Raw genomic sequence first — 25,707 nt, 5'->3', positions numbered from 1 at the left:
CCTCCCCGCGCCACGGCAAATGTTGCATGCTGCTCCAGGATAGGGGTGAAAGCGGACGGAGGTGCAGCGACGGTGAACGCCGCACTGTTGGGTCCCCTGGTGGCCGCGGTGCTGGTCGCGGCCATCGCGCGGCATCGCAAACTGTCCGCGCCGCTGGTATTGGTGATCACCGGGCTGCTGGTCGGACTGATCCCCGCGGTGCCGGAGATCGTCCTGCGGCCAGACCTGGTGCTGTTCGTGATCCTGCCGCCGCTGCTGTGGTCGGCCGGGTTGGAAAGCTCCGTGATCAGCATGCGCCGCAACAAGCGCCCCATCATCCTGCTGGCCGTCGGACTGCCGCTGGCCACCACGGTCGCCGTCGGCGTGGTCGCCTACTACACCGTGCCGGAGCTGACCCTGGCCGCGGCGCTGACGCTGGGCGCGATCGTGGCGCCGCCGGATGCGGTGTCGGCGACCGCCATCGGTCGCCGCGTCGGATTGCCGCGCCGGATCATGACGCTGCTGGGCGGCGAGAGTTTGCTCAACGACGCGACGGCCCTGACCGTCTACAAGGTGGCGCTGGCCGCGGCCATCGGCGTGGCCACCGGCTGGGGCACGGGTCTGCTGACCTTCGCGCTGGCCGCCGTGGGCGGCGTGGCGGTCGGGGTGGCGTTCGGCGCCGTGATCGTGGTGATCCGGGCCCGGCTGACCGACCCGGTGGTGGAGAGCGCGGTCGGTCTGCTGGCCCCGTTCGTCATCTACCTGGCGGCCGAAGAGATCCACGGCTCCGGGGTGCTCGCGGTGGTGGTCGCCGCATTGATCCTCGGACAGCGCTTCACCCGCGCCCACTACGCCACCCGACTGCAGGACCAGGCCGTCTGGCGCGCGGTGCAACTGGTGCTGGAGTCGTTGGCGTTTCTGCTGATCGGACTGCAACTGCCGGCGGTGGTGCAGAACCTGCATGGGGTGCGCTTCTCGACCCTGACCGTTGCGTCGCTGGCGGTGTTCGGGACGCTGCTGGTGGTGCGGGCGGTGTGGGTGGTGACGTTCGCCTACGCACCCCGGATGCTCTCGGCGAAGGTCCGGCAACGTGAACCCGCACCGACCCCGGGTCAGGTGTTCGTGCTGGCCTGGGCGGGCATGCGTGGCGTGGTGTCGCTGGCGGCCGCGTTCGGTGTGCCACTGACGACGCTGTCCGGGCAACCGTTCCCGGGCCGTCCGCAGCTGGTGTTCCTGACCTTCGTGGTGGTGGTGGGCACCCTGCTGCTGCACGGGCTGACGCTGCCCTGGGTGATCCGCCGGCTGGGCGTTCCCGTCGACCAGGACCATGCCGATGCGATCGCCGCGGCCGCCGCGCAGGACAAAGCGGCCCTGGCCGCGGCCGAGCGCCTGGACGAAGTGCTCGCCTCGACGGAACCGTCACCGGCCAGCGAACGCGCCGCCGACGCGTTGCGCGGCTTGAACACCCGGCGGCGCAACGCGGCCCGGGAACGGCTGCGCCGCTTCGACCCCGACCACGACGACAGCGACGAGACCGCCGCCGCGGCGTTTCGCCGGCTCCGGCTGGAGATGCTGGCCGCCGAGCGGGTGGCGCTGATCAATGAACGCGACCTCGGCCGGATCGACGATCAGGTGCTGCGCGCTGTCCTGCACCGGCTGGATCTGGAAGAGGCGACGCTGAACCTGGATTAGTTCCTCCCTTCCTACCCGCGAGCAGACGTGAAAGCACCCGCCGGACGCCGGATTTGGGGGCTTTCACGTCTGCTCACGGCCTGGGGAGCCCACGGCTAGAGTCGGTCCCATGAGTGTGCTGACGTCACCGAAGACCTACACGGGCCTGGCTGCCTTCCAAGCCGCCGACGCGGTGCTGTGCGCCATCCCTGCGCCGTTCATCACCACCGCGCTCGACACCGTCGGATGCCCGCAAGAGGTCAGGCCGGTGCTGCCGATCGTCAAAGCCGCTTCGGCGGTCGGCCTGCTGTCAGTGCACCGGTTTCCGGGACTGGCACGGCTGACCACCGCGGCGTTGACGTTGTATTTCGTTCTCGCGGTCGGCGCGCATGTCCGAGTCCGCGACAGCATCGCCAACACCGTGCCGGCCGCGTCGTTTCTGGCCCTGTTCGCGGCGATGACGCTGCGGGGGCCGCGCGCAGCTGACTAGGGCTGCCCCGGCAGCAGCCGCACCATCAGCCCCTGCGCCTCGGCCAGCACGGTCCCATCGGTGTCGGTGAGCTCGGCCCCGATGAACGCCTTGCGCCCCTCGGCCTTGTCGATCCGCCCGTGCACCAGCAGCGGGGTGTCGATCGGGGTCACCTTGCGGTAGTCGACGTGCAGGAACGCCGTCCGGCTGATCGGGCGGTTCGCGGCGTGCACCACCATCCCGAACATCCAGTCGAACAGCAGCGGCAGCACGCCGCCGTGCACCGCGTTGTTGCCGCCCACATGGAACCGGCTGAACGAACCCTCCATCGAGACACCGTCGGGCTCGAAGCGGCTGATCCGCCACGGCGGCATCAGCAGGCTGCCCATGCCCGGCAGCGACGGTGCCCGCCCGGCCGGGGCGACTCCCGCCGGCGCCGGGTACTTCTCCAATAAACCGACCAGCGCTTCGACGCGGTCGGCGGCGTCGTCCCAGGTGGCGTCGTCGGGGTCGGTCGACACTGACAGGTCCTGCAGGCGCCGCATGGTGGTGACGAACCGCGCGAAGCCCGGACTCGGGTCGACGAGCGCGTAGTCGGGGAATCCACCGTGGTTGGCGTAGTCGGGATCGCTGGCCGTGTCGTCGGCGCCGTCCGGGGACTGTCCGCCGCTCACGCGGCGCCGCCCCTCACCACGTCGCGTCGCACGATGGTCTGCTCTCGTCCGGGACCGACCCCGATGCACGAGACCTGCGCACCGGCGATCTCCTCGAGCCGTGACACGTAGTCGCGGGCGTTGGCCGGCAGCTCCTCGAACGTGCGGGCACTGGAGATGTCCTCCCACCAGCCCGGCAGTTCCTCGTAGACCGGCTCGGCACGAGCGAATTCTTCCTGGGTCATCGGCAGCTCGTCGGTGCGTTTGCCGTCGACGGTGTAGCCGACGCAGACCGGCACGGTCTCCAGGCTGGAGAGCACATCGAGCTTGGTCAGGAAGTAGTCGGTGATGCCGTTGACCCGGGTGGCGTAGCGGGCGATCACCGCGTCGAACCAGCCGCAGCGCCGCCGGCGGCCGGTGGTCACCCCGACCTCACCGCCGGTTTTGGACAGGTATTCGCCGTTGGCGTCGAACAGTTCGGTGGGGAACGGACCCGAGCCGACCCGGGTGGTGTAGGCCTTCAGGATGCCCAGCACCGTGGTGATGCGGGTCGGTCCGACACCGGAGCCGACGGCCGCACCGCCCGCGGTCGGGTTGCTCGACGTCACGTACGGGTAGGTGCCGTGGTCGACGTCGAGGAGGGTGCCCTGCGAGCCTTCCAGCAGCACGTTCTCACCGCGGTCCAGCGCGGCGCCCAACAGCAGGCTGGTGTCGGCGATGCGGTGCTTGAAGCCCTCGGCCTGCTCCAGCAGGTCTTCGAGAACCTGCTGCGGCTCCAGCGCCTTGCGGTTGTAGATCTTGACCAGCACCTGGTTCTTGAAGTCCAGGGCGGCCTCGATCTTCTGGGCCAGCGAGTCGTGGTCGAGCACATCGGCGACCCGGATCCCGATTCGGGCGATCTTGTCCTGGTAGCAGGGGCCGATCCCGCGGCCGGTGGTGCCGATCTTCTTGCTGCCCATGTAGCGCTCCGTCACCTTGTCGATGGCGACGTGATAGGGCATCAGCAGGTGCGCGTCGGCGGAGATCAGCAGCCGTGAGGTGTCGACGCCACGGCGTTCCAGTCCGGCCAGCTCCTCGAGCAGCACTCCCGGGTCGACCACCACACCGTTGCCGATGACGTTGGTGACGTGCGGCGACAGGATCCCGGAGGGGATCAGGTGCAGTGCGAAGTTCTCCCCGGAGGGCAGCACCACGGTGTGGCCGGCGTTGTTGCCGCCCTGGTAGCGCACCACCCACTGCACTCGTTCACCGAGTAGGTCGGTCGCTTTCCCTTTGCCCTCGTCGCCCCATTGGGCGCCGATGACGACGATTGCCGGCATGGATTTCTCGCTAACTGTCTTGGCTTACTGTGGTCCAGCCGGGGACTGAGCCTATCTGAAGCGATTCACAAGGAGCGTGTTGAACGCCACTAACGGCACGGACAGCCTGAAGATGCCGCCTGAAACCGTCGTCTTGCTGTTTGCCGGACGGCCGCTGCCGCGCCCCTTGCGCGGGCTGCCAACGGTTCAGGTCGACGACGATGCGGGGGGCACCGATGCCTTGAACGCCTTGGACGCCGCCATCGAGCGCTACCGCCGGTTGGTGGTGGTAGGCGCCGACGCGGACGTGGCGCGAGTATTAACCCGGCTGATGCGCACCGACCGGCTCGATGTCGAGGTGGCTTACGCACCGCGACGGCGCACGCCCGCCACTGGGGCCTACCGGCTGCCGGCCGGATGGCGGGCAGCGCGGCGGGCACGGCGGGGCGTCGCCCACCCGGTGCCGCTGGTGCGCGACGACGCCGGCACCGCCCTGGTGGGTGTCGGCCGGTGGCTGCCGGTGGACGGCGCCGCAGTGCTGCACGGCGAGGGAATCGTCGACGACGCCACCCTCTTCGACGGGGATGTGGCCGCCGTGCTGATCGAGCCGACCGGCACCGCACCGGGCGTGCGCGCGGGTGTCCCGGACCGGCGCGGCCGGGTACGACGCTGGGTGACGGGTCGAGCGGCACAGCTGGGCACCACCGGCGCACTGGTGGTGCGCGACGGCAGCTACGGCAGCCGCACGGTGAAACGGTCCACCTTTTATCGGCACATCGAAGACTGGTTGCTTGTCAGATAGGTTCACGGGCGTGAACGTGCGTCCCCTGCGCGGCCAGGCGGTACGGCCCAGCCCGGTCTTCCTGGCACTGGTGGCCCTGACTGCCCTGGGCGGCGCGCTGGCCTGGCGGGCAGGCGAAGAGATCCGGCCGCTCGCCTACGCCGGGGTGTTCGTGTTCGTGATCGCCGGCTGGCTCGTCTCGCTGTGCCTGCACGAGTTCGGCCACGCCTACACCGCCTGGCGGTTCGGTGACCACGGGGTGGAGATGCGCGGCTATCTGACCCTCAACCCGCTGCGCTACACCCATCCGGGGCTGTCCCTGGTGCTGCCGATGCTGTTCATCCTGCTGGGCGGCATCGGGCTGCCGGGCGGGGCGGTCTACGTGCAGACGTCGTTCATGACGCCACGACGACGCACCCTGGTCAGCCTGGCGGGTCCGGCGGCCAACCTGGTGCTGGCCGTGCTGCTGCTGGGCGCCACGCGAACCCTCTACGATCCCGCGCACCCGGTGTTCTGGTCCGGGGTGGCGTTCCTGGGCTTCCTGGAGTTGACCGCGGTGGTGCTGAACCTGCTGCCGATACCGGGGCTCGACGGCTACGGCGCACTGGAGCCGCACCTGAGTCCGGCGACCCGCCGCGCCGTGGCACCGTTCCAGCAGTGGGGTCTGCTGGTGCTGCTGATGCTGCTGCTGGCATCGCCCGCACTGAACCACAAGTTCTTCTCGCTGGTGTTGTGGTTCTTCGACCTGTTCGACGTGCCGCGCCTGCTGGTGTCATGGGGTTTGAGCCTGACGCAGTTCTGGAGCGCCTGGTTCTAAAGTTCCAAGCCGCCGCGCGGACCGGTCCGCATATATTCAGCTGCCATGGGCGCCGGTCACGATCACCGTCACACCGACACCCGGCTTTCCCGGATGGTCGTCGGCGCCGCGATCCTGACGGCGTTCTTCGCCATCGAACTGACCACCGCCATCACCATCAACTCGATGGCGCTGCTGGCCGATGCCGGCCATCTGCTGACCGACCTGGCCGCGCTGTTCATGGGGGTGGTGGCGGTGATGCTGGCCCGGCGCGGCAGCACCTCACCGTCCCGCACCTATGGCTGGCACCGCGCCGAGGTGTTCACCGCGGTGGCCAACGCGGTGCTGCTGATCGGGGTGGCGACGTTCATCCTCACCGAGGCGATCCGCCGCATCGGCACCGCGCCGGACGTGCCCGGTGTGCCGATGATCGTGGTCGCCGTCGCCGGGATCACCGTCAACATCGGCGTCGCCTTGCTGTTGCGGTCCCACTCTGCCGAGAGTCTCGCGGTCCGGGGCGCGTACATGGAGGTGATCGCCGACACCGTCGGCAGCGTGGGCGTGCTGATCGCCGGTGTGGTCACGATCACCACCGGATGGCCCTACGCCGACGTGGTGGTCGCGGTCTTCGTCGCGCTGTGGGTGCTGCCGCGCGCGTTCGCGCTGGCCGGGGCGGCCCTGCGGATCCTGTCGGAGGCCTCACCGAGCCACATCGACGTCGCCGAACTCCGCGCGGCGCTCGCCGCCGTCGACGGCGTCACCGACGTGCATGACCTGCACGTCTGGACGCTGGCTCCGGGCCAGGACATGGCCACCGCCCACCTGGGCACCAGCGCCGACGCCGGCCGCGTGCTGGCCGACGCGCGGGCCGTGTTGGCCGCCCGCGGGCTGACCCACGCCACCGTGCAGGTGGAACCTGCCGGACAGGGTGGTCGCTGCCCACTCGGGTGCTGATGACCTAGGGCTCGCCCGGGGTCAGCTCAGCCCCAGCGCAGAGCGCGCGCCGGGGTCGCAGTCGTCGAGCAGAGCCAGACAGCGCACCTGCTCGTCGGTCTCCCCAATGGTGTCGGCGGCTCGCGCCAACGCGGCCACACACCGCAAGAAGCCACGGTTGGGCTCATGCGCGTATGGCACCGGGCCGTAGCCCTTCCACCCGTTGCGGCGCAGCTGGTCCAGGCCCCGGTGGTAACCGGTGCGCGCGTAGGCGTAGGCGGTGACCGCTTTGTCCTCGGCCAATGCCGCTTCGGCCAGCGCCGCCCATGCCACCGAGGCAGCCGGATGTGCGGCCGCGACAGTCGTGGGGTCCTGGTTGGCCCGCAGGCCGGCCTCGGCGTCGGGGTCGCCGGGCAGCAGGATCGGATCGGGGCGCAGGAGATCACCGGTGTGAATCACATCGTTCATTCTGCCGTGCCGTCCATGGCCAGCCACTCCAGCAGGCCGGCGCCTTGCTCAGTAAACTGGCGCCAGCCGATCCGAATCAGCCGGGCGGACATTGGAGGATCAGCCACTCATGCCGAACCCACCGGAACCGGACAACACCGAGCCGACCGAAGGCGGCGCCGCTCCCACCGAGCAGCCCGACGGCGACGAGCAGGTCACCGAGGCGCAGCCCGTCACCTCGGGCGAGGACGAGACCGCGACGGCCATCCTGGCGGAGACGCCGGCAGAAGCCGACGCCGTCACCGAGGTGATCACCACCGAGGCCACCCCCAAGGAACCCGGACCCGACGGATCACCGGAACGCCGCTTTACCGCACCCGGATTCGACGCCGGGCACACCGAGGTCATCCCGTCGGTGGGCGACGCGGACACCGAACTGATCGCCCAACAAGGCGATGACTCGGGAAAGGCGATACCGCAACAGATCCCGGCTCGGGGCGGCGGCAAACTGCCGTCCACCGTCTCACGCAGCTGGGGCTGGGTGATGGCAGTGATCCTGATCATTCTGGCGCTCGCGGTGATCGCGGTGCTGGGCACGCTGTGGCTGACTCGCGACACTCGGCAGGCCGCCTCGCAGGAGGAGCATGTGCGTGCCACGATCCAGAACTTCGACATCGCCATGCAGAACGGTGATCTGGCCGCATTGCGCAGCCTCACCTGCGGCGACATCCGCGACCGCTACGTCAACTACGACCAGAAGGCCTGGGACGACACCTATCGGCGGATCGCCGCGGCCAAGCAGTACCCGGTTGTCGCCAGCATCGATGAGGTCGTCGTCAACGACGGTCAGGCCGAAGCCAACGTCACCGCGTTCATGGCCTACGAGCCGCGGGTGCGCTCCACTCGCAGCTTCGACCTACAGTTCCGCGACGACCAGTGGAAGATCTGCCAGTCGCACGGCAGCTAGCAAGGTTCGTTGACTCTGCGCCTACGGCGGGGCTTACTCGAACTTCCCCGCCGTGGACGCAGAGTCAACGACTCAGGCCAGGGTCTTGCCGGCGCTGTGCAGGTCGTTGCAGGCTTCGATGACCCGCTCGGTCATGGCGGCCTCGGCCTTCTTGAGGTAGCTGCGCGGGTCGTAGGTCTTCTTGTTGCCGACCTCGCCGTCGACCTTGAGCACACCGTCGTAGTTGGTGAACATGTGTGCGGCAATCGGACGGGTGAACGCGTACTGGGTGTCGGTGTCGACGTTCATCTTCACCACGCCGTAGCGCAGCGCCTCCTCGATCTCGGACTTCAGCGAACCCGAGCCGCCGTGGAAGACGAAGTCGAACGGCTTGGAGCCCTCAGCGAGGCCCAGCTTGGCCGACGCCACCTTCTGGCCCTGCGCCAGGATGTCGGGGCGCAGCTTGACGTTGCCGGGCTTGTAGACGCCGTGCACGTTGCCGAAGGTGGCGGCCAGCAGGTACTGGCCCTTGTCACCCGCACCCAGGGCGGCGACGGTCTTCTCGAAGTCTTCGGGTGAGGTGTAGAGCTTTTCGTTGATCTCGGCTTCCACGCCGTCCTCTTCACCGCCCACCACGCCGATCTCGACCTCGAGGATGATCTTCGCGGCCACGGCCTTGGCCAGCAGTTCCTCGGCGATGGTCAGGTTCTCGTCGATCGGCACCGCCGAGCCGTCCCACATGTGCGACTGGAACAGTGGGTTCTCGCCCGCCTTGACCCGTTCCGCCGAGATCGCCAGCAGCGGCCGCACGAAACCGTCCAGCTTGTCCTTCGGGCAGTGGTCGGTGTGCAGGGCCACGTTGATCGGGTACTTGGCGGCGATCACGTGGGTGAACTCGGCCAGCGCCACCGCACCGGTCACCATGTCCTTGACGCCCAGCCCGGATCCGAATTCGGCGCCGCCGGTGGAGAACTGGATGATGCCGTCACTGCCGGCGTCGGCGAAGCCCTTGATCGCCGCGTTGATGGTCTCCGACGACGTGCAGTTGATCGCCGGGAACGCGTACGAGTTCTCCTTGGCGCGGCCCAGCATCTCGGCGTAGACCTCGGGGGTGGCGATGGGCATGGAACTCTCTCCTCCTGGCTGAACGAAAGTGACATCGAGTATCGCAGGGACGGTTTCACTCGCAGCCCCCGGTATGTTGGTGCGTCATGAGCACCACCGCGGTCGCGATGCCGCAGCTACTGGACCCGATGTACTGGCTGGGCGCCGGGGGCATCTTCCACGGCGCGGTGCTGCCGGCCATCCTGGTCGTGGTCTTCATCGAGACCGGCCTGCTGTTTCCGCTGCTGCCGGGTGAATCACTGCTGTTCACCGGTGGTCTGCTGGCCGCCAAGGGGCTGGCCCCCGACATCTGGATACTGGCGCCGGCAGTGGCGGTCGTGGCGGTGCTGGGCGATCAGTGCGGCTATTTCATCGGCCGACGGATCGGCCCGGCGCTGTTCAAGAAGGAAGACTCCCGCTTCTTCAAGAAGCACTACGTCACCGAGTCGCACGCCTTCTTCGAGAAGTACGGGCCGTGGGCGATCATCCTGGCCCGGTTCGCGCCGTTCGTCCGGACGTTCGTCCCGCCAGTCGCCGGCGTGTCCTACATGCGCTACCCGGTGTATCTGGCGTTCGACATCGTCGGCGGTGTGCTCTGGGGAGGCGGGGTGACCACGCTGGGCTACTTCCTGGGCAACGTGCCGTTCGTCCACGAGAACCTGGAAAAGATCATCCTGGTGATCCTGTTCGTGTCGATGATTCCGGCGTTCATCGCCGCGGCGAAGGCCTACCGCAGCCGCCGCACTCCGTCGGCCGACACTGACTCTGCGCTCACGGCGCAGAACTCCGAGTAGGCCGCGCCCTCAGCGCAGAGTCAACGAGCCGGCGCGCCGGCAGCGACGTTGTGCGCGGCCTCCATCAGCATCCAGCCGCCCAGCTGCACCGACAGGTCGCGTTCGGGGATCTCGGATTCGCGCACCGCACCTGCAATAGAGGTGGCCACCGCGCCGTCGGCCCGGGGCACCTCGGCGATCTGGTCCCAGAACGCCCCGAACAACGGCAGCCCGTCCACCGATTGCCGGTAATCCCACGCCGACTTCGCCGACGACAGCACCAGCTTGCCTGCGGTGTCGCGTGCCTCGGCGTCGGCGGCGGACTCCCCCGGCAACGCGGTGGCGACCAGTGCCAGGTAGCGGGCGGTGATGCCGGCGAACAGCCCGCCGTCGCCACCCCCGGCGCCCTTGATCACCCCGCCCGGGGCCATCCGCTTGCTCACCGCAGCCACCAGCCGGTGCACGCGGGCGGAGTGCCGTTCCGCGCCGGTGCGCGCCGCCAGTTCGGTCTCCAGCCCGAGCACCACGCCCTGGCAGTAGGTGTACTCAGCGCGCACCAGCGAACCCTCCCTGATGCCGTCGAACACCAGGCCGGTGTCCGGGTCGATCAGGGTGGCGTCGATCCAGTCACCCATCTGCTGGGCACGCTCCAGCCACCCGGGCTCGCGGGCCAGAAAGATCCCGGCCGGACCGTTGGCGGGGGCGTTGAAGAAAGGGGCGGTGAACTGTTCGTCCTTGCGCCACGGAATGCCGCCGCCGGCTTCGGGCATCCACGAGTCGGTCAGCTCACGAGTCAGGGTGGCCAGGGCGCGGTGCCGGTCGATACCGGTGACGCCGGCCGCGCGTTGGATCGCGAGTGCCAGCCAGGCCATGTCGTCGTAGTAGGCGTTGGTCCAGCGACCCACGTTGCGCAGCCGGTGGGTGCGGATCTGCCGTTTGATCCGGGTCACCCGCTCGGGTTGCGGGTCACGCAGCTGGGCGTCGACCAGGCAGTCCAGCAGGTGCGCCTGCCACCAGTAGTGCCAGTGCGGAGCGCGCCGGATCGGCGGCCAGGCGACGACGCCCAGCTGGGTGCCCGGCAGGTGCCAGAGCGACTTGAGGTGTCTCGTGGTGACGGCGGCCTCGGCGCTTTCGGCGCGATTCGCCCAGAGCAGATCCATAGCCGTTGATCCTGCCCTATCAGGTGAGCTGGGAGGTGGACGTCCTTCCCGCGACGGTGTCGCCGCGGGAAGGACGTCGATCGCCCCCGAACTGGGCCGCTGCCGCTTAGCCCAAGAAGCTCAGCAGACTCAGCAGGAAGTCCGTCCCGTCCATGCCCTGCAGGCTGCCCACAATGTCCTGGATCTGGCCGTTCAACGAGTCCACCGCAGGCTGCGTGAATTCTTCCCAGGATCCGGTGACCAGACTGTCCATCAGGGTGGAGTCGGTCAGGTCGAAATCGCCGGCCAGAACCTGCGCGGCGATGCCGACCGGCGCAACCAGGGCGAACAAGAATTCGTTGAGGTAGCCGCTGACGAGGCTCGACTCCAGGCCGAACAGCTCGTTGAGCGGCGCGAATGCCTCCTCTGGAGCGCCGAGCATCGAGTACACCCAGCCGAGGTCGAAGTCGGCGATGGGGGCGTAGAAGTAATCCGGGTGGTCCGGGTAGACCGACGCAAGCCAAGCCGCCGGATCCCAGTCGGCGTCCAGCATCGAGCTGAACATCGTGTACTCATTGCCCAGCCAGTCGTCGACGCCCGAGACCCCGATGGGCGAGATCCACGGTTCGAGCATGCTGCCCCACGAGACGACGAGTTCGCCGTTGGTCTTCAGCCATTCGCTGGCCGCGGTGACATATTGCTGGACGCCCTCGAAAGAGTCGAAGTCGAAGTTGCCGCCGATCAGCAGCGGAAGCCCAAACGCCTGAAGCACCTGGACAAGGTCGGTCGAACCGAGGGCATCCCAGATCTCGTCCTGGCTGGCCAACAGCTCTATGGATGTGACGGCATGGGTCGTCAGTTGCGGCGGCTCCGAGAACACTCCCGGACCGGCCGCGATCATGCTCGCGCTCGCCAACGTCGCGCCGAGTGTGGTCAGCGGACGAATACCTTGGGCCATTGCGAAAACCTCCCCAGAAAGCGTGCCTCGCTCCCCACGACCATGAGTCGATGCTGAGCGCCTACTGGGAAAAAACTAGTGAAGTGCTTACCTTTCCCGATACAGGGAAATCCCTTGTATTTCGCTGGAAAACCCTGGGTCAGCCCCCGAATGGAGCCTGGCCCGGGGTATCAACAAGGTCTCACCAGGCCTGGTCGAGGTGGCCATGCCGGCTGATCCAGGCATGCATCACGATCCCGGCGGCCACCCCGACATTGATGCTGCGGGTCGAGCCGAACTGGGCGATGGACACCGTCAGGTCCGCGCCGGCACGGGCCTCGTCGCTGATACCGGGTCCTTCGCTGCCAAACACCAGCAGGCAGTCGACGGGCAACGCGGTCTGCTCCAGGCGCACCGCCCCGGCCACGTTGTCCACCGCGACGACGGTGAGCCCCTGCTGGGCGGCGAACTCCAGGAGATCCGCGGCGGTTTCGTGATGCAGCAGCCGCTGGTAGCGGTCGGTGACCATGGCGCCGCGGCGATTCCAACGCCGGCGCCCGACGATATGCACGGTGTGCACGGCGAACGCATTGGCGGTGCGCACCACTGAGCCGATGTTGGCGTCGTGTCCGAAGTTCTCGATCGCGACGTGCAGCCGATGCCGCCGGCGGTCGATGTCGGCGATGATCGCCTCGCGGGTCCAGTAGCGGTAGGCGTCGACGACGTTGCGACGGTCACCCTCGCGCAGCAGCTCCGGGTCGTAGCGGGAGTCGGTAGGCAGTGGCCCCGGCCAGGGTCCGACGCCGATGGCCGACGAAAACCACTCGGTGGGGCCCGGCGGTTCAGCGAGGCTCGACGGAGGAGAGGCGAAGCTGGGACCGCCGCATGAATCGGGATGATCCGAAGACTCGGTCACGAGGTGGTCCACACGGCGGCGTGCGTGCCCACCACCGACACCGAGGGGTAGAGCAGTGCGGAGTTGATCTCCCCATGCGTGCACAGCGAGGTCGGCACATGCACCGAGTTCAGCGATGCCTCCGGCAGGATCAGCACCGACGACCCAGCCGCCAGGCAGTCCGCGCCCAGCCCCGGCATCGGCGTGGACGGCCCGGCGATCAGCATCAGCGGTCCGCCGCGCGCTTTCGCGTCGTCGCGGTATTGCTTGGCCACCGCGTCGGCCGACAGGTTGAGCACCATATAGCCGGTGCCGGTGAACGCTTTTGGGTCTCCGAGGGCTGTCGGCGCCAGCGGAACGCCGTCGGCCCGGTAGGCCGCCACCCCCTGGGCGGTGAGCGCCAGGCCGGTGTCTCCCGGGTTGACCGGCGCCAGCCCCACCGGGAATGCCGCGGCGTAGGCCACCGTGGTGTCTTTGATCCGGTCGGCGGGCGAGTAGACGTAGACCCCGCGCACGGCGCTGCGTTCCTTGAGCGGGCCCAAGCAGACGGTCCCGTTCAACTGGTCGGGTTCCTTGGCCGACAGTGGCGTCGGCGTCAGCTCCCCCAGTGCCTTGCAGCTGCCCAGGCCGGTGGCCTCGATCGGGTGCGCGGGGGTGCCGTACACCCCGAACCGCAGATCACCGGCCGCGGCGTGTGGCGCCTCGGCGTCGGCGACCTGGGCCTTGACGTCGATCAGGGCGTAATCAACTTCCCACCGCAGGTTGGACAGCGTCATCTCCCAGCCCAGGACGGTGAGCGCCGAACCGATCTGGGTGCCCTGGGCGCCGTAGGGGCCGGTCGCGCCGGAGCCCGAACAGGCCGCGGCACAGGCGACGGCCAACGCCGATATCAGCGCGATCAGACTCCGCACAACCGTCCTCGGGGACTTCAGTCCAGGCCCAGCTCGGCCAGTCCGAGCACACTGCGGTACGGCACGCCCTCGGCCTCGATGGCCTCGGCCGCTCCGGTGGCACGGTCGACCACGGTGGCCACTCCGACGACCTGCCCACCGGCCTCACGCACCGCGCGCACCGCGGTCAGCGCCGACCCACCGGTGGTGCTGGTGTCCTCCACCACCAGAACCGGTTGGCCTGCGACGTCGAACCCTTCGATAAGACGTTGCATGCCATGGGCTTTCACCGACTTGCGCACCACGAATGCGTCGATCGGGCGACCCGGAGCATGCATGACGGCGGTCGCCACCGGATCCGCGCCCAGGGTCAGGCCGCCCACCGCGACATAGTCCCAGTCGTCGGTGAGTTCGCGGACCAACCGCCCGATCAGGGCGCCGGCGCGATGGTGCAGCGTGGAACGGCGAAGGTCGACGTAGTAGTCGGCTTCGGCCCCTGACGACAGTGTCACACGGCCGTGCACCACCGAGAGCTTGCGCACCAGCGCGGCGAGCTCGTCGCGTTCGTCCTTGTTAAGTGCGGCCACGGCCCCTCCCGAACGTGTTGGTCAGCGTCCGCGACAGCCCGCGCGGGATCAGCCTGCTGACGCCTACCAATGCCTTGTACTGCAGGCCCGGAACACTGACCACCTCGCCGCGGGCGACGTCGGCCAGGCTTGCCGCGACCACGTCGTCGACCTCCATCCAGAGGAACGACGGCAACGTGGCCATGTCGATTCCGGCGCGCTCGTGGAATTCGGTGTGTACGTATCCCGGGCAGACCACGTGGATGCCGACGCCGGTGCCGTGCAGGCCGCCGGCCAGTCCTTCGGTGAACGACACCACCCAGGCCTTGGACGCCGAGTAGGTCGAGCCGCGCCCGGACAGCAGCCCGGCGACGCTGGCAATGTTGATGACGGTGCCGGCGCCCGCCTCGATCATTGCGGGCAGCGCGGCCCGGGTCAGCTGCATCACCGCGGTGACGTTGACGTCCAGTTGCGACTGCAACAGGGCGGGGTCGGCGGTCCAGAACTCACCGGATGTGCCGAACCCGGCGTTGTTGACCAGCACCCGCACCCCGGCGCGCAGGCGCTCGGCTACGTGCGCGCGGCCGTCGGCGGTGGCCAGGTCGGCGGGCAGCACATCGACGGCAACACCGTGGCTGCCGCGCAGTTCGGTTGCCAGCGCCTCCAGGCGTTCGACGTCGCGGGAGACCAGGACCAGGTCATATCCGTCGGCGGCGTAGCGGCGGGCATAGCCGGCGCCCAACCCGGAGGTGGGCCCGGTGACCACGGCAACGGGGCGGGACATGCCCGTCAGCCTAACGAAGCCGCTGGTGTCAGCCGTCGTCGGATGTCAGCGCTGGTGGTGCGCGGTCTGCCGGCCGTTTCGCCCGCCGGGGGCGTGCAGTACGTCCGAGGATCCCTCCCGGCTCGCCCGGCGGCGCGGCAGCGGTTCAGCGGCCGAGCCGGCGTTTCCGGGGGCCGGCGCGGCCGCTCGCGGCGCCGACGGAAGCTGCTCGGCCTCGCTGTCGTCCGGCGACTCCGCAGCGCCCGACGAGCCCAGCGGACGGCTGGGTTGGCCGTTGCGACGGCCCGTTCCGGCGGCCGCGGCTTCGGCGGGCTGGCGCCGCGGGCTCGGCGGCAGCACCCGCAGCAGGTCGTTGAATTGGCGGACGCTGCGCAGGCCCTCGTCCCACTGGGCGCGGGTGCTGGTGATGGGCATGCTCACCAGGGTCCAGTTCGCCTCGTTCCACATGATTTCCGCGCAGTCCGGGGCGGTGTGGGCGAAGGTGACCATCCGCCGGTCGCAGGCCCGGCGTGCCGCGTCGAGGTTGGTGGAGTACACCATCCGGGGGCCGATCGCCCCGAGCAGCCAGATGTCGTTCTCCCGAGGCTCCTTGAGGCCCTTGAGCCGCACGTCGACGACGACGTTGGTGCTGACCTTGCGGTGCAGCGCGATCACCGTCGCCACTTCGTCCAGGTCGAAGATGTAGACGGCTTCGCCACGGATCTGGCCGAGCACGACGTTACGCACGGGCGCCTCGCCCACCGTCGACATCACGCCGCGGGTCCAGCGGCGCAGGATCTCGGCGGATTCCGGTTCGAAGTCGAATCCGTGCGAACGGGCCCAGGACTTACGGCGCCGGCTGCGGCCGCGTCGCTGGTCGATGTCCACGTACAGCAATACGCCCGCGCCGACGAAGCACAGCGCGGACAGCGTGAACCAAAGCGGGACCATTGCGCCTAGCGTATCTGTTGTTGGCCCGGAAGCGAGAACGCTCGTCGGTCACAACCGTGTATCAGCCCTATTCCGACTGGTCAACGTCACGCGTCGATGGTATTCGGGGCGGTGCCGCCGAAGATGGTCTGCCCGGTGGTGTAGGAGATGTAGATCGGCTGCTGGGCGAATGGGATGTTGCCGGTGTTCATGGTGTCGCCGGAAGTCACGGTCGGGGAATTGAAGTTCCCATTCAAGTTGTGCACGGTGTACTCGTACAGCAGGTTGTTGGTGCCGTGCTGGTAGACCTGGATGACCGTCCCGTCCGGTAGACCGCCGTTGCTCTCCGGCACGACACCGTTGAGCACCGACGACGGCATGGTGCCGTAGACACCACCCGAGTCGACCACCGCGGATACCGCCTGGGGCGTCGAGCCGTTGATGCTGAGGTCGAGTGTGGTCCATGGTGCGCCGTCGACCGCGGTTCCGCCGGCCAACGGGTCAGCACCGAAGATCAGTTGGTTGTTGGCCTGGTCGATCAACACGCCCTTACCGAGATCCCCCGGGAGATCAGCGGTCGGGATGCTGTCGGGTGTCGGCCCGACCGCGTTGGGCCCGATCCCCAGCACGCCAACGACGTTGGCCGGGCCCAGGTAGTCCTGGATGGACCACGGGCCGAAGATGTTGAAGTCTGCCGGGAACGCGAAGAGCACGGCGTCGACGCTGGTGTCGGCGGTGACGGTCTCCCCGGCGGCGTCGGTGAAGGTGACCGTGGTGGGCAGCTCCACATAGAAGTAGTCCAGCGAGCCGCCGAACTGGCCGATGTTGAAACCGGTGGGCAGGCCGGTGATGCCGGTCCACGGGATGTCCCAGATGGGCATGACCAGCCCGGCCGCCCCGGTGTCCACCAGGACAGGTGCGGCGTCACCGCCACCCACCGACACATTGACCACCGGTTCGGTGACGGCATTGACCTCCATCGGAACGGTGAATGTGTCCGGGATGGAGGCATCCGGGCTGGACGCGACGGCGCTGCCGACCGTGGTCGCGTCGGCGGCACCACCGAAGATCCACTGCTCGAGGTCATTGATCGGGGTGTAGACCAGACTCTGGTACCAGCCGTCAAAGAGGCCGTCCAGCGAGGCCAGCGCCGAACCCGGGTCCGTGTCGGCGGCAATACCGGGATCGACCGCGCTGAGGACGTCGATGATGGGCTGGAACAGGTCGTCGAAGTCAGCGCGAGCCGTCGGCGCGGGGGTTCCCCACGCGAGAAACGCCCCGACCGCCGCGGTGACACCAATTACCCGGCGTCGACGAGCTGCCATCTCCGTAACCTCCCGCATGAAGTCACGGACACCCGATGAGCCGTAACCAACCGCGGTCAGCTAACCCACTCAAGGCCGTAGAACACCAGGGGATTTACCCAAGAAACCGCCAAAAATTGCTTGGCTCCCGGCCGCTACGTCATCACAGTTCGATGAGCGTGCCCCCGACAATCGTCTGCCCACCGCCGGGGCTGTACTTGATGTAGACCGGTTCCTGGGCGAACAGCCAGTTGCCGGTGTTCATGCTGGTGCCACTGGTCACGACCGGGCTGCGAACAACACCGTCAAGCGGGTTCGTCGAGTACGGGGTGGAGCCGACAGTGTACTGGTACAGGAGGTGCCCGCTGGGGGTGTAGACCTGGACGTGGGTGCCGGTCGGCAGAGATCCGTTGACCGGCGTGACACCCGAGCCCGTCAGAGCCGAGGACGGCATGGTGCCGAAGACCCCACCAGAGTCGATGACCGCGTCAACCCTGGTGGGCGTCGAGCCCTCGATACTCACATACAGGGTGGACCACGGCGCCCCGCTGATCACAGTCCCACCCTCGTACGGGTTGTCTCCGAAGGTCAGCTGGCGGTTGGCCTGGTCGATCAGCACGCCGTTGCCCAGAGTGCCCGGCAGGTCGGCGGTCGGAATGTGGTCGGGAGTGGGCCCGAGGGCGTTCGGACCGATCCCCAAGATGCCGGTGGAGGAGCCGGCCAGGTAGTCCTCAATGGACCACGAGCCGAAGATGTTGAAGTCCGCGGGGAACGCGAACAGCACGGCGTCGACAGTGGTGTCGGCGGTGAGGGTGTCTCCGTCCACACCGGTGAAGGTCACGGTGGTGGGCAGCTCTACGTAGAAGTAGTTCAGCGAACCACCGAACTGACCGATATTGAAGCCGGTGGGCAGGCCGGTGATACCGAAGGGGTTGATGTTCCAGATCGGCACGACCAGACCGGCCGCGCCGGTGTCGACCAGGACATCAACCGACGAGCCGCCGCCCACCGAGACGCTGATCACCGGTTGAGTGGTGAGATTGACATCCATCGGGACGGTGAAGCTGGACGGGAGGTCGGCGACCGGGGTGTCCGGACCGTACGCAGCGGCGCTGCCGGGGAGGCTGTCACCGAACGCCCACGGCGCGATGCTGTGGAGCGGGGTGTAAATGAGGTCCTGGTACCAGCCGTCGAACAGGGTGTCCAACGAGGCCAGCGCAGAACCGGGGTCGGTGTCGGCGGCGACGCCCGGGTCGACCCAACTGATCGCGTCGAGGATGGGCTGGAACAGGTCGTCCCAGTCAGCCTGAGCAGCCGGCGCGGCGACCAGCGGCGCCGTCCCCAGCGTCAGGAACGCCCCCACGGCACTGAACGCACCAACCAGGCGAGTGTGCCGCCGCGACATACGAACCCCCTAAGTTAACGACGATATGAGAAAATATCAGTCTCTCTCAGTGGTTTGTAGGTTAACTGATCGGCTTCAACACCGCATCCGCAAAGGAGCGCGGCCAACGGCACGGCCCCCCGGAACTGCTCCGGGGGGCCGTGCCGTGAGGGGAATCTCAGCCCAGGACCAGCGACTCGCCGTCCGCGCTGATGTTGACCGGCACGACGTCGCCGTCGTGCACCTCGCCGGCCAGCAGCATCTTGGCCAACTGGTCGCCGATGGCCTGTTGGATCAGCCGGCGCAGAGGACGTGCCCCGTAGACCGGGTCGAATCCGCGCTGGGCCAGCCACTTCTTGGCCTCCAACGACACCTCGACGGTCAGCCGCCGCTGGGCCAGCCGCTTGTCCAACTGCTGCAGCTGGATGTCGACGATCTGCACCAGTTCCTCGGGGTTGAGGCCCTCGAAGATCAACACGTCGTCGAGCCGGTTGATGAACTCCGGCTTGAACGCCGCCCGCACCGCGGCCATCACCTGCTCCTCGGTGCCACCGGATCCCAGGTTGGAGGTCAGGATCAAGATGGTGTTGCGGAAGTCCACCGTGCGGCCCTGGCCGTCGGTGAGCCGGCCCTCGTCGAGAACCTGCAGCAGCACGTCGAACACGTCCGGGTGGGCCTTTTCGACCTCGTCGAACAGCACCACCGTGTAGGGCCGGCGGCGCACCGCCTCGGTCAGCTGACCGCCCTGGTCGTAGCCGATGTACCCGGGGGGCGCACCGACCAGGCGAGCCACCGAGTGCTTCTCGCCGTACTCGCTCATGTCGATGCGGACCATGGCCCGTTCGTCGTCGAACAGGAAGTCGGCCAGCGCCTTGGCCAGCTCGGTCTTGCCGACGCCGGTGGGGCCCAGGAACAGGAACGAGCCCGTCGGCCGGTTGGGGTCGGCGACCCCGGCCCGGCTGCGCCGCACCGCATCGGAGACCGCCTGCACCGGCTTGCGCTGTCCGACGACGCGCTTGCCGAGTTCGTCTTCCATGCGCAGCAGCTTGGCGGTCTCGCCTTCCAGCAGCCGGCCGGCCGGAATGCCGGTCCAGGCGCTCACCACGTCGGCGATGTCGTCGGGGCCGACCTCTTCCTTGAGCATGACGTCCTCGCGCGCCTGCGCGTTGGGCAGCGCTTCCTCGAGCTTCTTCTCCACCTCGGGGATGCGGCCGTAGCGCAGCTCGGCGGCCTTGGCCAGGTCACCGTCGCGTTCGGCGCGGTCGGACTCGCCGCGCAGCGTCTCCAGCTGTTCCTTGAGCTCGCGGACGATGTCGATGGCGTTCTTCTCGTTCTGCCACCTGGTCGTGAGCTCCGCCAGCTTCTCCTTGTGGTCGGCCAGTTCCGCACGCAGTTTGACCAGCCGGTCTTGGGATGCCGCGTCCTCTTCTTTGCTCAGCGCCATCTCTTCGATTTCCAGCCGGCGCACGAGTCGCTCGACCTCGTCGATCTCCACCGGCCGCGAGTCGATCTCCATCCGCAGCCGCGACGCGGCCTCGTCGACCAGGTCAATCGCCTTGTCCGGCAGGAACCTTGCGGTGATGTAGCGGTCGGACAGGGTGGCCGCGGCGACCAGCGCCGAGTCGGTGATGCGCACACCGTGGTGCACTTCGTAGCGATCCTTGAGTCCGCGCAGGATGCCGATGGTGTCCTCGGCCGACGGTTCGCCGACGTAGACCTGCTGGAAACGACGCTCCAGGGCGGCGTCCTTCTCGATGTACTTGCGGTATTCCTCCAGCGTGGTGGCTCCGACCAGACGCAGCTCGCCACGGGCGAGCATCGGCTTGATCATGTTGCCGGCGTCCATCGCGCCCTCGCCGGTGGCACCGGCGCCGACGATGGTGTGCAGCTCGTCGATGAACGTGATGATCTGCCCGGCGGAGTCCTTGATCTCGTCCAGGACGGCCTTGAGACGTTCCTCGAACTCGCCGCGGTATTTGGCGCCGGCGACCATCGAGCCCATGTCCAGGCTGACGACGGTCTTGTCGCGCAGGCTGTCCGGGACGTCGCCGGCGACGATGCGCTGGGCGAGGCCTTCGACGATCGCGGTCTTGCCGACGCCGGGCTCACCGATGAGCACCGGGTTGTTCTTGGTGCGTCGGCTCAAAACCTGTACCACTCGGCGGATCTCGGTGTCACGGCCGATCACCGGGTCCAGCTTGCCCTCGCGGGCCCGCGCGGTCAGGTCGGTGGAGTACTTCTCCAACGCCTGGTAGCTGGCCTCCGGGTCGGGACTGGTGACCCGGGCGCTGCCGCGCACCTTGACGAACGCTTCCCGCAACGCCTGCGGGGAAGCGCCGTGGCCGGTCAGCAGCTTGGCGACATCGGAGTCGCCGGTGGCCAGGCCCACCATCAGGTGCTCGGTGGAGACGTACTCGTCGTCGAGCTCGGTCGCCAGCTGCTGCGCGACGGTGATCGCAGCCAGCGAGTCCCGGGACAGCTGCGGTTGCGCGTTGGAGCTGGTGACCTGCGGCGCCAGATCGATCAGGCGCTGCGCTTCGTTTCGGATCGTGGCCGGGTTCACACCGACCGCCTCCAGCAGCGGCGCGGCGATCCCGTCATTCTGGGTCAGCAAGGCCTGCAGCAGATGCGCGGGCCGGATTTCCGGGTTGCCGGCGGCGGTAGCCATCTGCAAAGCCGCGGTCAGCGCTGCCTGCGTCTTGGTGGTCGGGTTGAACGAGTCCACGACACCTCCATTCGGGGTCAGAGCGGGCCTAGAGGGACCCGCCAAAAATGCTTGTCGTGATGTTCAACGCCGTCAAGGTTGAGTCTGTTCCGCTCAGGTCTGACCAGTTTCTTCCGCGACCACTCCGCCCGACTTGATCAGCCTAGACGCAATGCGCGACGCGCATCCTGGACCAATCGGGGCAGCCGGGAGGCACCCTCACCCGCCTTCCGACTAACTGGAATCACCCGATTCCCACATGAAAGCAGCAGGGTGAACGTATCCTCAAGCGTTCCCACGATTCGGAGGTGCACATGGGCGGCGAAAGGGCGCCGCGGGTATGGCGCGGCCAGACCCACGATGCCCGCTCCCAGGCACGTCGGGCTCAGCTGATCCAGGCCGGGGTGGAACTGCTGGGCACCGGGGGCACCGCCGGCGTCACCATGCGCGCGGCGTGCCGCGACGCCGGGCTCAGCCTTCGCTACTTCTATGAGAGCTTCGCCGATACCGACGAGCTGATCCTGGCCGTGTACGACCAGTGCAACGCCGAACTGCTTGCCCGCATGGCCGGTGTCGCAGGCAAAGCGGCTCCGATCACCGTGGCACTCGACCGTGCCGCAGCCTATTTCGAGGAGGACCCCCGTCGGCTGCGGATCCTGCTGCGCGAGCCGCAGTCCAGCAGCCTGCTCGCCGACCACCGCGCCGAGGTCCTGCCCGGCCTGCTGGGCTCGCTGGTCGGGCCGCCCGGCAACGGCGATTCGCCTCCCGTCACCGCCGCGCGAGCCATGAGCGCCAGCGCGCTGGCTGGAGCGCTCACTGCGCTGATTCTCGACTGGGCCGACGGCCGACTACACGTCAGCCGTGCCGAACTGGTGGCGTTCGCGGCCGGCCTGGTGCGGGCCGAGCTGAGCGGGGTAAGCCCGTCACAGAGTTGACTTTTCGCACGACCGGGCGCCGGGCCGCGGACGCGTCCACAGATACAGGGCGATCCAGGCGCCGTAGCCCAGCGCCATTCCCGCGTACATGACAGCGGGATCGGTCTGGCCGTGCACGCTGAGGTAGAGCACCACACCGGCGACCAGTGCCGGCAACACAGCCGCGGCACGCCGCAGCGCGAACGCCACCGCGACGAGCACGATCGACACGATCAGCAGGGCGGGACTGATCCGGTGCAGCGCGTCGAGCAGAGTGGCGAGCCACCCCGGCAATCCACCGGTGCCGTGCCCGGCGTGTCCGACACCGGCCGCGGCCGAGGCTCCGGCGCCAAGCGCCACCAGAACCGCCGGCAGGCAACAGGCCAGCGTGCAGGTCAGCGCGGCAACCACTCCCACTGCCCCGGATCGGCGTCCGAAGAGCTTCAGCCCGCGGGGCCGGTCGCGACATTCTGACGTGGGTGACATGTCCACCTTCCGTAGGTACCGAATGCAAACCTATACCCCGTACGGGTATCCAGCAAGGGCTGTGCTCGTGGCGCCCGGCCGGTGCCGCCCGGTCCGATACGGTGCTGCTATGACGAGCCTGGCTTCGGTGTGGACCGCGTTGATACCGCTCGCGCTGGTGGTGGCGCTCTCCCCGATCACCGTCATCCCGGCCGTGCTGGTGCTGCACACCGCGCGCCCACGGGAAACCGGGCTGGCCTTCCTGCTCGGTTGGCTGGTAGGCCTGGCGGCACTCACCGCCGCCTTCGTCGCCGTGTCCGGCCTGCTGGGCGGTTTGCACACGACGCCGCCGACCTGGGCGTCGTGGTTGCGGATCGTCGTCGGTACGGCGCTGATCGGCTTCGGCATCTACCGATGGGCGACCAGGCACGGACACGGCGAGATGCCACGCTGGATGCGCTCATTCACCTCGATGTCCCCGCGGCGCGCTGGTCTGACGGCCGCGGCGCTGGCCGTCATCCGGCCGGAGGTGTCGCTCATGTGCGCGGCGGCCGGCCTGGCCATCGGCAGCGCTGGACTGGGCCTGGCGGACAGTTGGCCGGCGGCCGTATTCTTCGTCGTGCTCGCCGGATCCTCGGTCCTGATCCCGATTCTGGGCTACCTGGCCGCCAGCGACCGACTTGATCCGGCGCTGGACCGGGTCAAGGACTGGATGGAGCAGCAGCACGCCGCGCTGGTCGCCGTGATCCTGGTCCTCATTGGTGCGATGGTGGTCTACAACGGGATTCACGCGCTATAGCCGGCGCCGCAGCCGACCCGCATTAAGATCGCGGCCGTGGGCCTGGACGACCGTGACGCGCTGCGCGTGCTGCATGACGCGTTTACCGCGGCGTCCGACGGCTCCGGCGTTGTCGCTCAGTTCTTCACCCGTTGGTTCGGCACCGACCCGTCGGTCCGTGATCTCTTCCCGGCCGACCTCACCACGCAGCGGGCCGCGTTTGCACACGCCATGAGTTGGGTGCTCGGCGAATTCATCGCCCAACGGGCACAGGAACCCGTGGCGTTCTTGGCTCAATTGGGCCGTGATCACCGCAAGTACGGTGTGACGCAAAGCCATTACAACGTCGTGGGCCAAGTGCTTCGCACCGCCCTGCGCGATGAGTTGGCCGACCGGTGGACCGCGGCCGTCGACGACGCCGCCCGCGAGGCGCTGAATCTGATCATCGGGGTAATGGGCGGGGCGGCCGATGCCGAAGAGGGCCCGGCGTGGTGGGACGGCACCGTCGTCGAGCACCTGCGGGTCTCCCGCGATATCGCCGTCGTCCGGATCCAGCTGGATCAGCCGCTGCCCTATCACCCGGGCCAGTACGTCAAAGTCGAGGTGCCGCAGTGCCCGCGGTCATGGCGCTACCTGAGCCCGAGCATGCCCGCCGACGACACCGGCGCCATCGAATTTCACGTTCGCGTGGTCCCCGCCGGTCTGGTCAGCACCGCGATCGTCAACGAGACCCGGCCCGGCGACCGGTGGCGACTGTCCAGCCCGCACGGCGGACTGCATGTCGATCGCGATGCCGGTGACGTGCTGATGGTGGCCGGCAGTACCGGCTTGGCGCCGCTACGGGCGATCATCATGGACCTGGCCCGGTGGGCCGTGAATCCGCGGGTGCACCTGTTCTTCGGTGGCCGCTATCCCTGCGAGCTTTACGACCTGCCCGTCCTGTGGCAGATCGCGGCGCACAACCCGTGGCTGTCGGTGACCCCGGTGTCGGAGTATGCGCGCGACCCGGACTGGGCCGCCGACTATCCCGATGTCACCCCGCCGCGGGGCTTGCATCTGCGGCAGACCGGACGACTGCCGGAAGTGGTCAGCCGCTACGGCAGCTGGGGTGATCGCCAGATTCTGGTCTGTGGTGGTCCGGAGATGACGCGGGCCATGGTCGCCGCGCTTGTCGCCAAAGGCGCTCCGCCACAACGTATTCAACACGACCCATTGTCGGAGTGAGAAGTGACTGACCTCGACGCCTGCGTACTGTCCGATCCGTCGTCGCCGCTGACGGCGACGTTCGTTCCGAACGCCGGCATGATCGGGACGTCGCTGTGCGACGACGGCGTAGAACTGCTCGGCCAGCGCCGGGGCGTGACCGCCTATGTTGCCGAGCACAAGACCATGGGCATCCCGCTGCTCTACCCGTGGGCGAATCGCTTGAGCGGCAACGACTACCGGGTAGACGCGACGGAGGTAACGCTCACCCCGGGAATCGGTGGGGTGCACGCCGACGAATACGGCGCCCCGATCCATGGCACTCTGGCTGGCGATACCGGTTGGCGGGTGAGCGAGCGGTCGACGGCGGCGTTGACGGCGGAACTCGACTTCGGATCCCGGCCGGACCTGCTGGCGTCATTCCCGTTCCCACACCGGCTGGAGTTGGCGGTCACGCTCGCGGACCGCACCGTGACGGTGCGCACCACGGTCACCGCCACCAGCGACACGGCGGTGCCACTGTGCTTCGGCTTCCACCCCTACCTCCAGCTTCCCGGCGTACCCCGTACGGACTGGCTCATCGAGACCCCGCCGATGCGGTCCCGGATCGTCGGCGCGCGCGGTCTGCCGACCGGCGCTCTGAAGCCTCACCCGGCATCGACAGAATTGTTGGGCGACACGGTGTTCGACCACGGATTCGACGAGGTGGCGCCTGGAGCGGTGTTCGCACTCTCCGGCGGCGGCCGACGCATCGAGGTGCGCTTCGACCAGGGGTATCCGGCGGCGCAGATCTACGCGCCGGCCACTGAAGACGTGGTCTGCTTCGAGCCGATGGCCGCGCCCACCGACGCACTGCGCCAAGGCGGCTACCCGGTGGCGCGTCCCGGTGAGCCCGGCGTGGCCCAGTTCTCGATCCACGTCGGTTGACTCTGCGCCTACGGCGCAAAAGTGCGAGTAGGGCACGCCGTGGACGCAGAGTCAACGA

26 protein-coding genes are annotated in these 25,707 nt (G+C 68.3%); 11 read left to right on the top strand and 15 right to left on the bottom strand.

What is annotated here, in order from left to right; all coding sequences use genetic code 11:
* Positions 1-72: 72 nt before the first annotated feature.
* On the top strand, positions 73-1,671 hold the full coding sequence (locus K3U94_RS02125; RefSeq protein ID WP_220695429.1) for a Na+/H+ antiporter: 1,599 nt from the start codon (positions 73-75) through the stop codon (positions 1,669-1,671).
* Positions 1,672-1,780: 109 nt separating this feature from the next.
* On the top strand, positions 1,781-2,140 hold the full coding sequence (locus K3U94_RS02120; RefSeq protein ID WP_047320206.1) for a DoxX family protein: 360 nt from the start codon (positions 1,781-1,783) through the stop codon (positions 2,138-2,140).
* Here the strand turns inward: K3U94_RS02120 and K3U94_RS02115 are convergent.
* Entirely contained in the window at positions 2,137-2,793 is a 657-nt protein-coding gene (locus tag K3U94_RS02115) for a PaaI family thioesterase (protein ID WP_047320205.1), read from the bottom strand. The two genes, K3U94_RS02120 and K3U94_RS02115, sit on opposite strands and share 4 nt — an antisense overlap.
* On the bottom strand, positions 2,790-4,091 hold the full coding sequence (locus tag K3U94_RS02110; protein WP_220695428.1) for an adenylosuccinate synthase: 1,302 nt from the start codon (positions 4,089-4,091) through the stop codon (positions 2,790-2,792). The genes K3U94_RS02115 and K3U94_RS02110 overlap by 4 nt, the downstream gene beginning before the upstream one ends.
* Before the next feature lie 112 nt (positions 4,092-4,203).
* Between K3U94_RS02110 and K3U94_RS02105 the strand changes: the two genes are divergently transcribed.
* From K3U94_RS02105 to K3U94_RS02095, 3 genes are read left to right on the top strand one after another with little or no spacing between them, the layout of a single operon-like run.
* Positions 4,204-4,872 (top strand): peptidase M50, encoded by a 669-nt coding sequence (locus K3U94_RS02105; protein WP_220696629.1) that lies wholly within the window; start codon positions 4,204-4,206, stop codon positions 4,870-4,872.
* Positions 4,873-4,882: 10 nt separating this feature from the next.
* Complete coding sequence (locus tag K3U94_RS02100) at positions 4,883-5,668, top strand: site-2 protease family protein (protein WP_047320203.1); 786 nt, start codon at positions 4,883-4,885, stop codon at positions 5,666-5,668.
* 45 nt (positions 5,669-5,713) lie between these two features.
* Positions 5,714-6,601, top strand: coding sequence for a cation diffusion facilitator family transporter (locus K3U94_RS02095; protein WP_047320202.1), 888 nt, complete (start codon positions 5,714-5,716; stop codon positions 6,599-6,601).
* Positions 6,602-6,622: 21 nt separating this feature from the next.
* On the opposite strand, the gene K3U94_RS02090 is transcribed toward K3U94_RS02095, so the two are convergent.
* Positions 6,623-7,039 carry a DUF3151 domain-containing protein gene (locus K3U94_RS02090; protein WP_200900675.1) on the bottom strand — a complete coding sequence of 139 codons (417 nt, stop codon included), beginning with the start codon at positions 7,037-7,039 and terminating at the stop codon, positions 6,623-6,625.
* A gap of 118 nt (positions 7,040-7,157) precedes the next feature.
* Here K3U94_RS02090 and K3U94_RS02085 point away from each other — a divergent pair, with 118 nt between their 5' ends.
* Positions 7,158-7,994, top strand: coding sequence for an Rv0361 family membrane protein (locus tag K3U94_RS02085; RefSeq protein WP_220695427.1), 837 nt, complete (start codon positions 7,158-7,160; stop codon positions 7,992-7,994).
* Between the two features lie 72 nt (positions 7,995-8,066).
* Here K3U94_RS02085 and fbaA read toward each other — a convergent pair whose 3' ends face one another.
* Complete coding sequence (fbaA, locus tag K3U94_RS02080; RefSeq protein ID WP_047320199.1) at positions 8,067-9,098, bottom strand: class II fructose-bisphosphate aldolase; 1,032 nt, start codon at positions 9,096-9,098, stop codon at positions 8,067-8,069.
* An 86-nt stretch (positions 9,099-9,184) separates the two neighbouring features.
* Here fbaA and K3U94_RS02075 point away from each other — a divergent pair, with 86 nt between their 5' ends.
* Positions 9,185-9,871 (top strand): DedA family protein, encoded by a 687-nt coding sequence (locus K3U94_RS02075; RefSeq protein ID WP_047320198.1) that lies wholly within the window; start codon positions 9,185-9,187, stop codon positions 9,869-9,871.
* A gap of 20 nt (positions 9,872-9,891) precedes the next feature.
* Here K3U94_RS02075 and K3U94_RS02070 read toward each other — a convergent pair whose 3' ends face one another.
* The 10 genes from K3U94_RS02070 to clpB form a co-directional block, all read right to left on the bottom strand.
* Positions 9,892-11,010: a glycoside hydrolase family 76 protein gene (locus K3U94_RS02070; protein ID WP_220695426.1), complete on the bottom strand. Its 1,119-nt coding sequence runs from the start codon at positions 11,008-11,010 to the stop codon at positions 9,892-9,894.
* A gap of 106 nt (positions 11,011-11,116) precedes the next feature.
* Entirely contained in the window at positions 11,117-11,947 is an 831-nt protein-coding gene (locus tag K3U94_RS02065) for a hypothetical protein (RefSeq protein WP_220695425.1), read from the bottom strand.
* Between the two features lie 181 nt (positions 11,948-12,128).
* On the bottom strand, positions 12,129-12,734 hold the full coding sequence (locus K3U94_RS02060) for a TrmH family RNA methyltransferase (RefSeq protein ID WP_230987684.1): 606 nt from the start codon (positions 12,732-12,734) through the stop codon (positions 12,129-12,131).
* Positions 12,735-12,838: 104 nt separating this feature from the next.
* Positions 12,839-13,732: a hypothetical protein gene (locus tag K3U94_RS02055; protein WP_220695423.1), complete on the bottom strand. Its 894-nt coding sequence runs from the start codon at positions 13,730-13,732 to the stop codon at positions 12,839-12,841.
* 17 nt (positions 13,733-13,749) lie between these two features.
* A complete protein-coding gene (pyrE, locus tag K3U94_RS02050) occupies positions 13,750-14,298 on the bottom strand; it encodes an orotate phosphoribosyltransferase (protein ID WP_047320194.1) in 549 nt (182 codons plus the stop codon).
* Complete coding sequence (locus tag K3U94_RS02045) at positions 14,285-15,061, bottom strand: SDR family NAD(P)-dependent oxidoreductase (RefSeq protein WP_220695422.1); 777 nt, start codon at positions 15,059-15,061, stop codon at positions 14,285-14,287. Before K3U94_RS02045 ends, pyrE begins: the two co-directional genes overlap by 14 nt.
* A gap of 45 nt (positions 15,062-15,106) precedes the next feature.
* Positions 15,107-15,991, bottom strand: a complete 885-nt coding sequence (gene ttfA / locus K3U94_RS02040; RefSeq protein WP_220695421.1) for a trehalose monomycolate transport factor TtfA — start codon at positions 15,989-15,991, stop codon at positions 15,107-15,109.
* Positions 15,992-16,077: 86 nt separating this feature from the next.
* On the bottom strand, positions 16,078-17,295 hold the full coding sequence (locus tag K3U94_RS02035) for a PecA family PE domain-processing aspartic protease (RefSeq protein WP_220695420.1): 1,218 nt from the start codon (positions 17,293-17,295) through the stop codon (positions 16,078-16,080).
* 142 nt (positions 17,296-17,437) lie between these two features.
* Positions 17,438-18,679 (bottom strand): PecA family PE domain-processing aspartic protease, encoded by a 1,242-nt coding sequence (locus tag K3U94_RS02030; protein WP_220695419.1) that lies wholly within the window; start codon positions 18,677-18,679, stop codon positions 17,438-17,440.
* Positions 18,680-18,836: 157 nt separating this feature from the next.
* Positions 18,837-21,383, bottom strand: a complete 2,547-nt coding sequence (gene clpB / locus K3U94_RS02025) for an ATP-dependent chaperone ClpB (RefSeq protein ID WP_047320189.1) — start codon at positions 21,381-21,383, stop codon at positions 18,837-18,839.
* A 293-nt stretch (positions 21,384-21,676) separates the two neighbouring features.
* Here clpB and K3U94_RS02020 point away from each other — a divergent pair, with 293 nt between their 5' ends.
* Positions 21,677-22,297: a TetR/AcrR family transcriptional regulator gene (locus K3U94_RS02020; protein ID WP_220695418.1), complete on the top strand. Its 621-nt coding sequence runs from the start codon at positions 21,677-21,679 to the stop codon at positions 22,295-22,297.
* Here K3U94_RS02020 and K3U94_RS02015 read toward each other — a convergent pair.
* A complete protein-coding gene (locus K3U94_RS02015; protein WP_230987354.1) occupies positions 22,286-22,762 on the bottom strand; it encodes a hypothetical protein in 477 nt (158 codons plus the stop codon). The genes K3U94_RS02020 and K3U94_RS02015 overlap by 12 nt on opposite strands.
* Positions 22,763-22,871: 109 nt before the next feature.
* Between K3U94_RS02015 and K3U94_RS02010 the strand changes: the two genes are divergently transcribed.
* The 3 genes from K3U94_RS02010 to K3U94_RS02000 are packed head-to-tail and all read left to right on the top strand — an operon-like array spanning position 22,872 to position 25,649.
* The gene (locus tag K3U94_RS02010) at positions 22,872-23,540 is read left to right on the top strand and encodes a GAP family protein (protein ID WP_220695417.1); all 669 of its coding nucleotides are present in this window, start codon (positions 22,872-22,874) and stop codon (positions 23,538-23,540) included.
* A 36-nt stretch (positions 23,541-23,576) separates the two neighbouring features.
* Positions 23,577-24,743, top strand: coding sequence for an FAD-binding oxidoreductase (locus tag K3U94_RS02005; RefSeq protein WP_220695416.1), 1,167 nt, complete (start codon positions 23,577-23,579; stop codon positions 24,741-24,743).
* 3 nt (positions 24,744-24,746) lie between these two features.
* A complete protein-coding gene (locus K3U94_RS02000) occupies positions 24,747-25,649 on the top strand; it encodes an aldose 1-epimerase (RefSeq protein WP_220695415.1) in 903 nt (300 codons plus the stop codon).
* Positions 25,650-25,707 lie beyond the last annotated feature (58 nt).

The organism is Mycolicibacter heraklionensis (assembly GCF_019645815.1).
Classification (GTDB): domain Bacteria; phylum Actinomycetota; class Actinomycetes; order Mycobacteriales; family Mycobacteriaceae; genus Mycobacterium; species Mycobacterium heraklionense.
The sequence above is the reverse complement of the archived record's forward strand: the minus strand, read 5'-3'. Positions and strand labels throughout refer to the sequence as shown.

What these genes read in the sequence shown, in the direction of transcription:
- K3U94_RS02035 (WP_220695420.1), bottom strand. Translation starts at nt 17,295, where the DNA reads ATGGCAGCTCGTCGACGCCGGGTAATTGGTGTCACCGCGGCGGTCGGG.
- K3U94_RS02020 (WP_220695418.1), top strand. Translation starts at nt 21,677, where the DNA reads ATGGGCGGCGAAAGGGCGCCGCGGGTATGGCGCGGCCAGACCCACGAT.
- K3U94_RS02010 (WP_220695417.1), top strand. Translation starts at nt 22,872, where the DNA reads ATGACGAGCCTGGCTTCGGTGTGGACCGCGTTGATACCGCTCGCGCTG.
- K3U94_RS02085 (WP_220695427.1), top strand. Translation starts at nt 7,158, where the DNA reads ATGCCGAACCCACCGGAACCGGACAACACCGAGCCGACCGAAGGCGGC.
- K3U94_RS02095 (WP_047320202.1), top strand. Translation starts at nt 5,714, where the DNA reads ATGGGCGCCGGTCACGATCACCGTCACACCGACACCCGGCTTTCCCGG.
- K3U94_RS02015 (WP_230987354.1), bottom strand. Translation starts at nt 22,762, where the DNA reads ATGTCACCCACGTCAGAATGTCGCGACCGGCCCCGCGGGCTGAAGCTC.
- K3U94_RS02120 (WP_047320206.1), top strand. Translation starts at nt 1,781, where the DNA reads ATGAGTGTGCTGACGTCACCGAAGACCTACACGGGCCTGGCTGCCTTC.
- fbaA (WP_047320199.1), bottom strand. Translation starts at nt 9,098, where the DNA reads ATGCCCATCGCCACCCCCGAGGTCTACGCCGAGATGCTGGGCCGCGCC.
- K3U94_RS02030 (WP_220695419.1), bottom strand. Translation starts at nt 18,679, where the DNA reads ATGTCGCGGCGGCACACTCGCCTGGTTGGTGCGTTCAGTGCCGTGGGG.
- K3U94_RS02065 (WP_220695425.1), bottom strand. Translation starts at nt 11,947, where the DNA reads ATGGCCCAAGGTATTCGTCCGCTGACCACACTCGGCGCGACGTTGGCG.
- K3U94_RS02075 (WP_047320198.1), top strand. Translation starts at nt 9,185, where the DNA reads ATGAGCACCACCGCGGTCGCGATGCCGCAGCTACTGGACCCGATGTAC.
- K3U94_RS02070 (WP_220695426.1), bottom strand. Translation starts at nt 11,010, where the DNA reads ATGGATCTGCTCTGGGCGAATCGCGCCGAAAGCGCCGAGGCCGCCGTC.
- K3U94_RS02105 (WP_220696629.1), top strand. Translation starts at nt 4,204, where the DNA reads ATGCCGCCTGAAACCGTCGTCTTGCTGTTTGCCGGACGGCCGCTGCCG.
- K3U94_RS02045 (WP_220695422.1), bottom strand. Translation starts at nt 15,061, where the DNA reads ATGTCCCGCCCCGTTGCCGTGGTCACCGGGCCCACCTCCGGGTTGGGC.
- K3U94_RS02110 (WP_220695428.1), bottom strand. Translation starts at nt 4,091, where the DNA reads ATGCCGGCAATCGTCGTCATCGGCGCCCAATGGGGCGACGAGGGCAAA.
- ttfA (WP_220695421.1), bottom strand. Translation starts at nt 15,991, where the DNA reads ATGGTCCCGCTTTGGTTCACGCTGTCCGCGCTGTGCTTCGTCGGCGCG.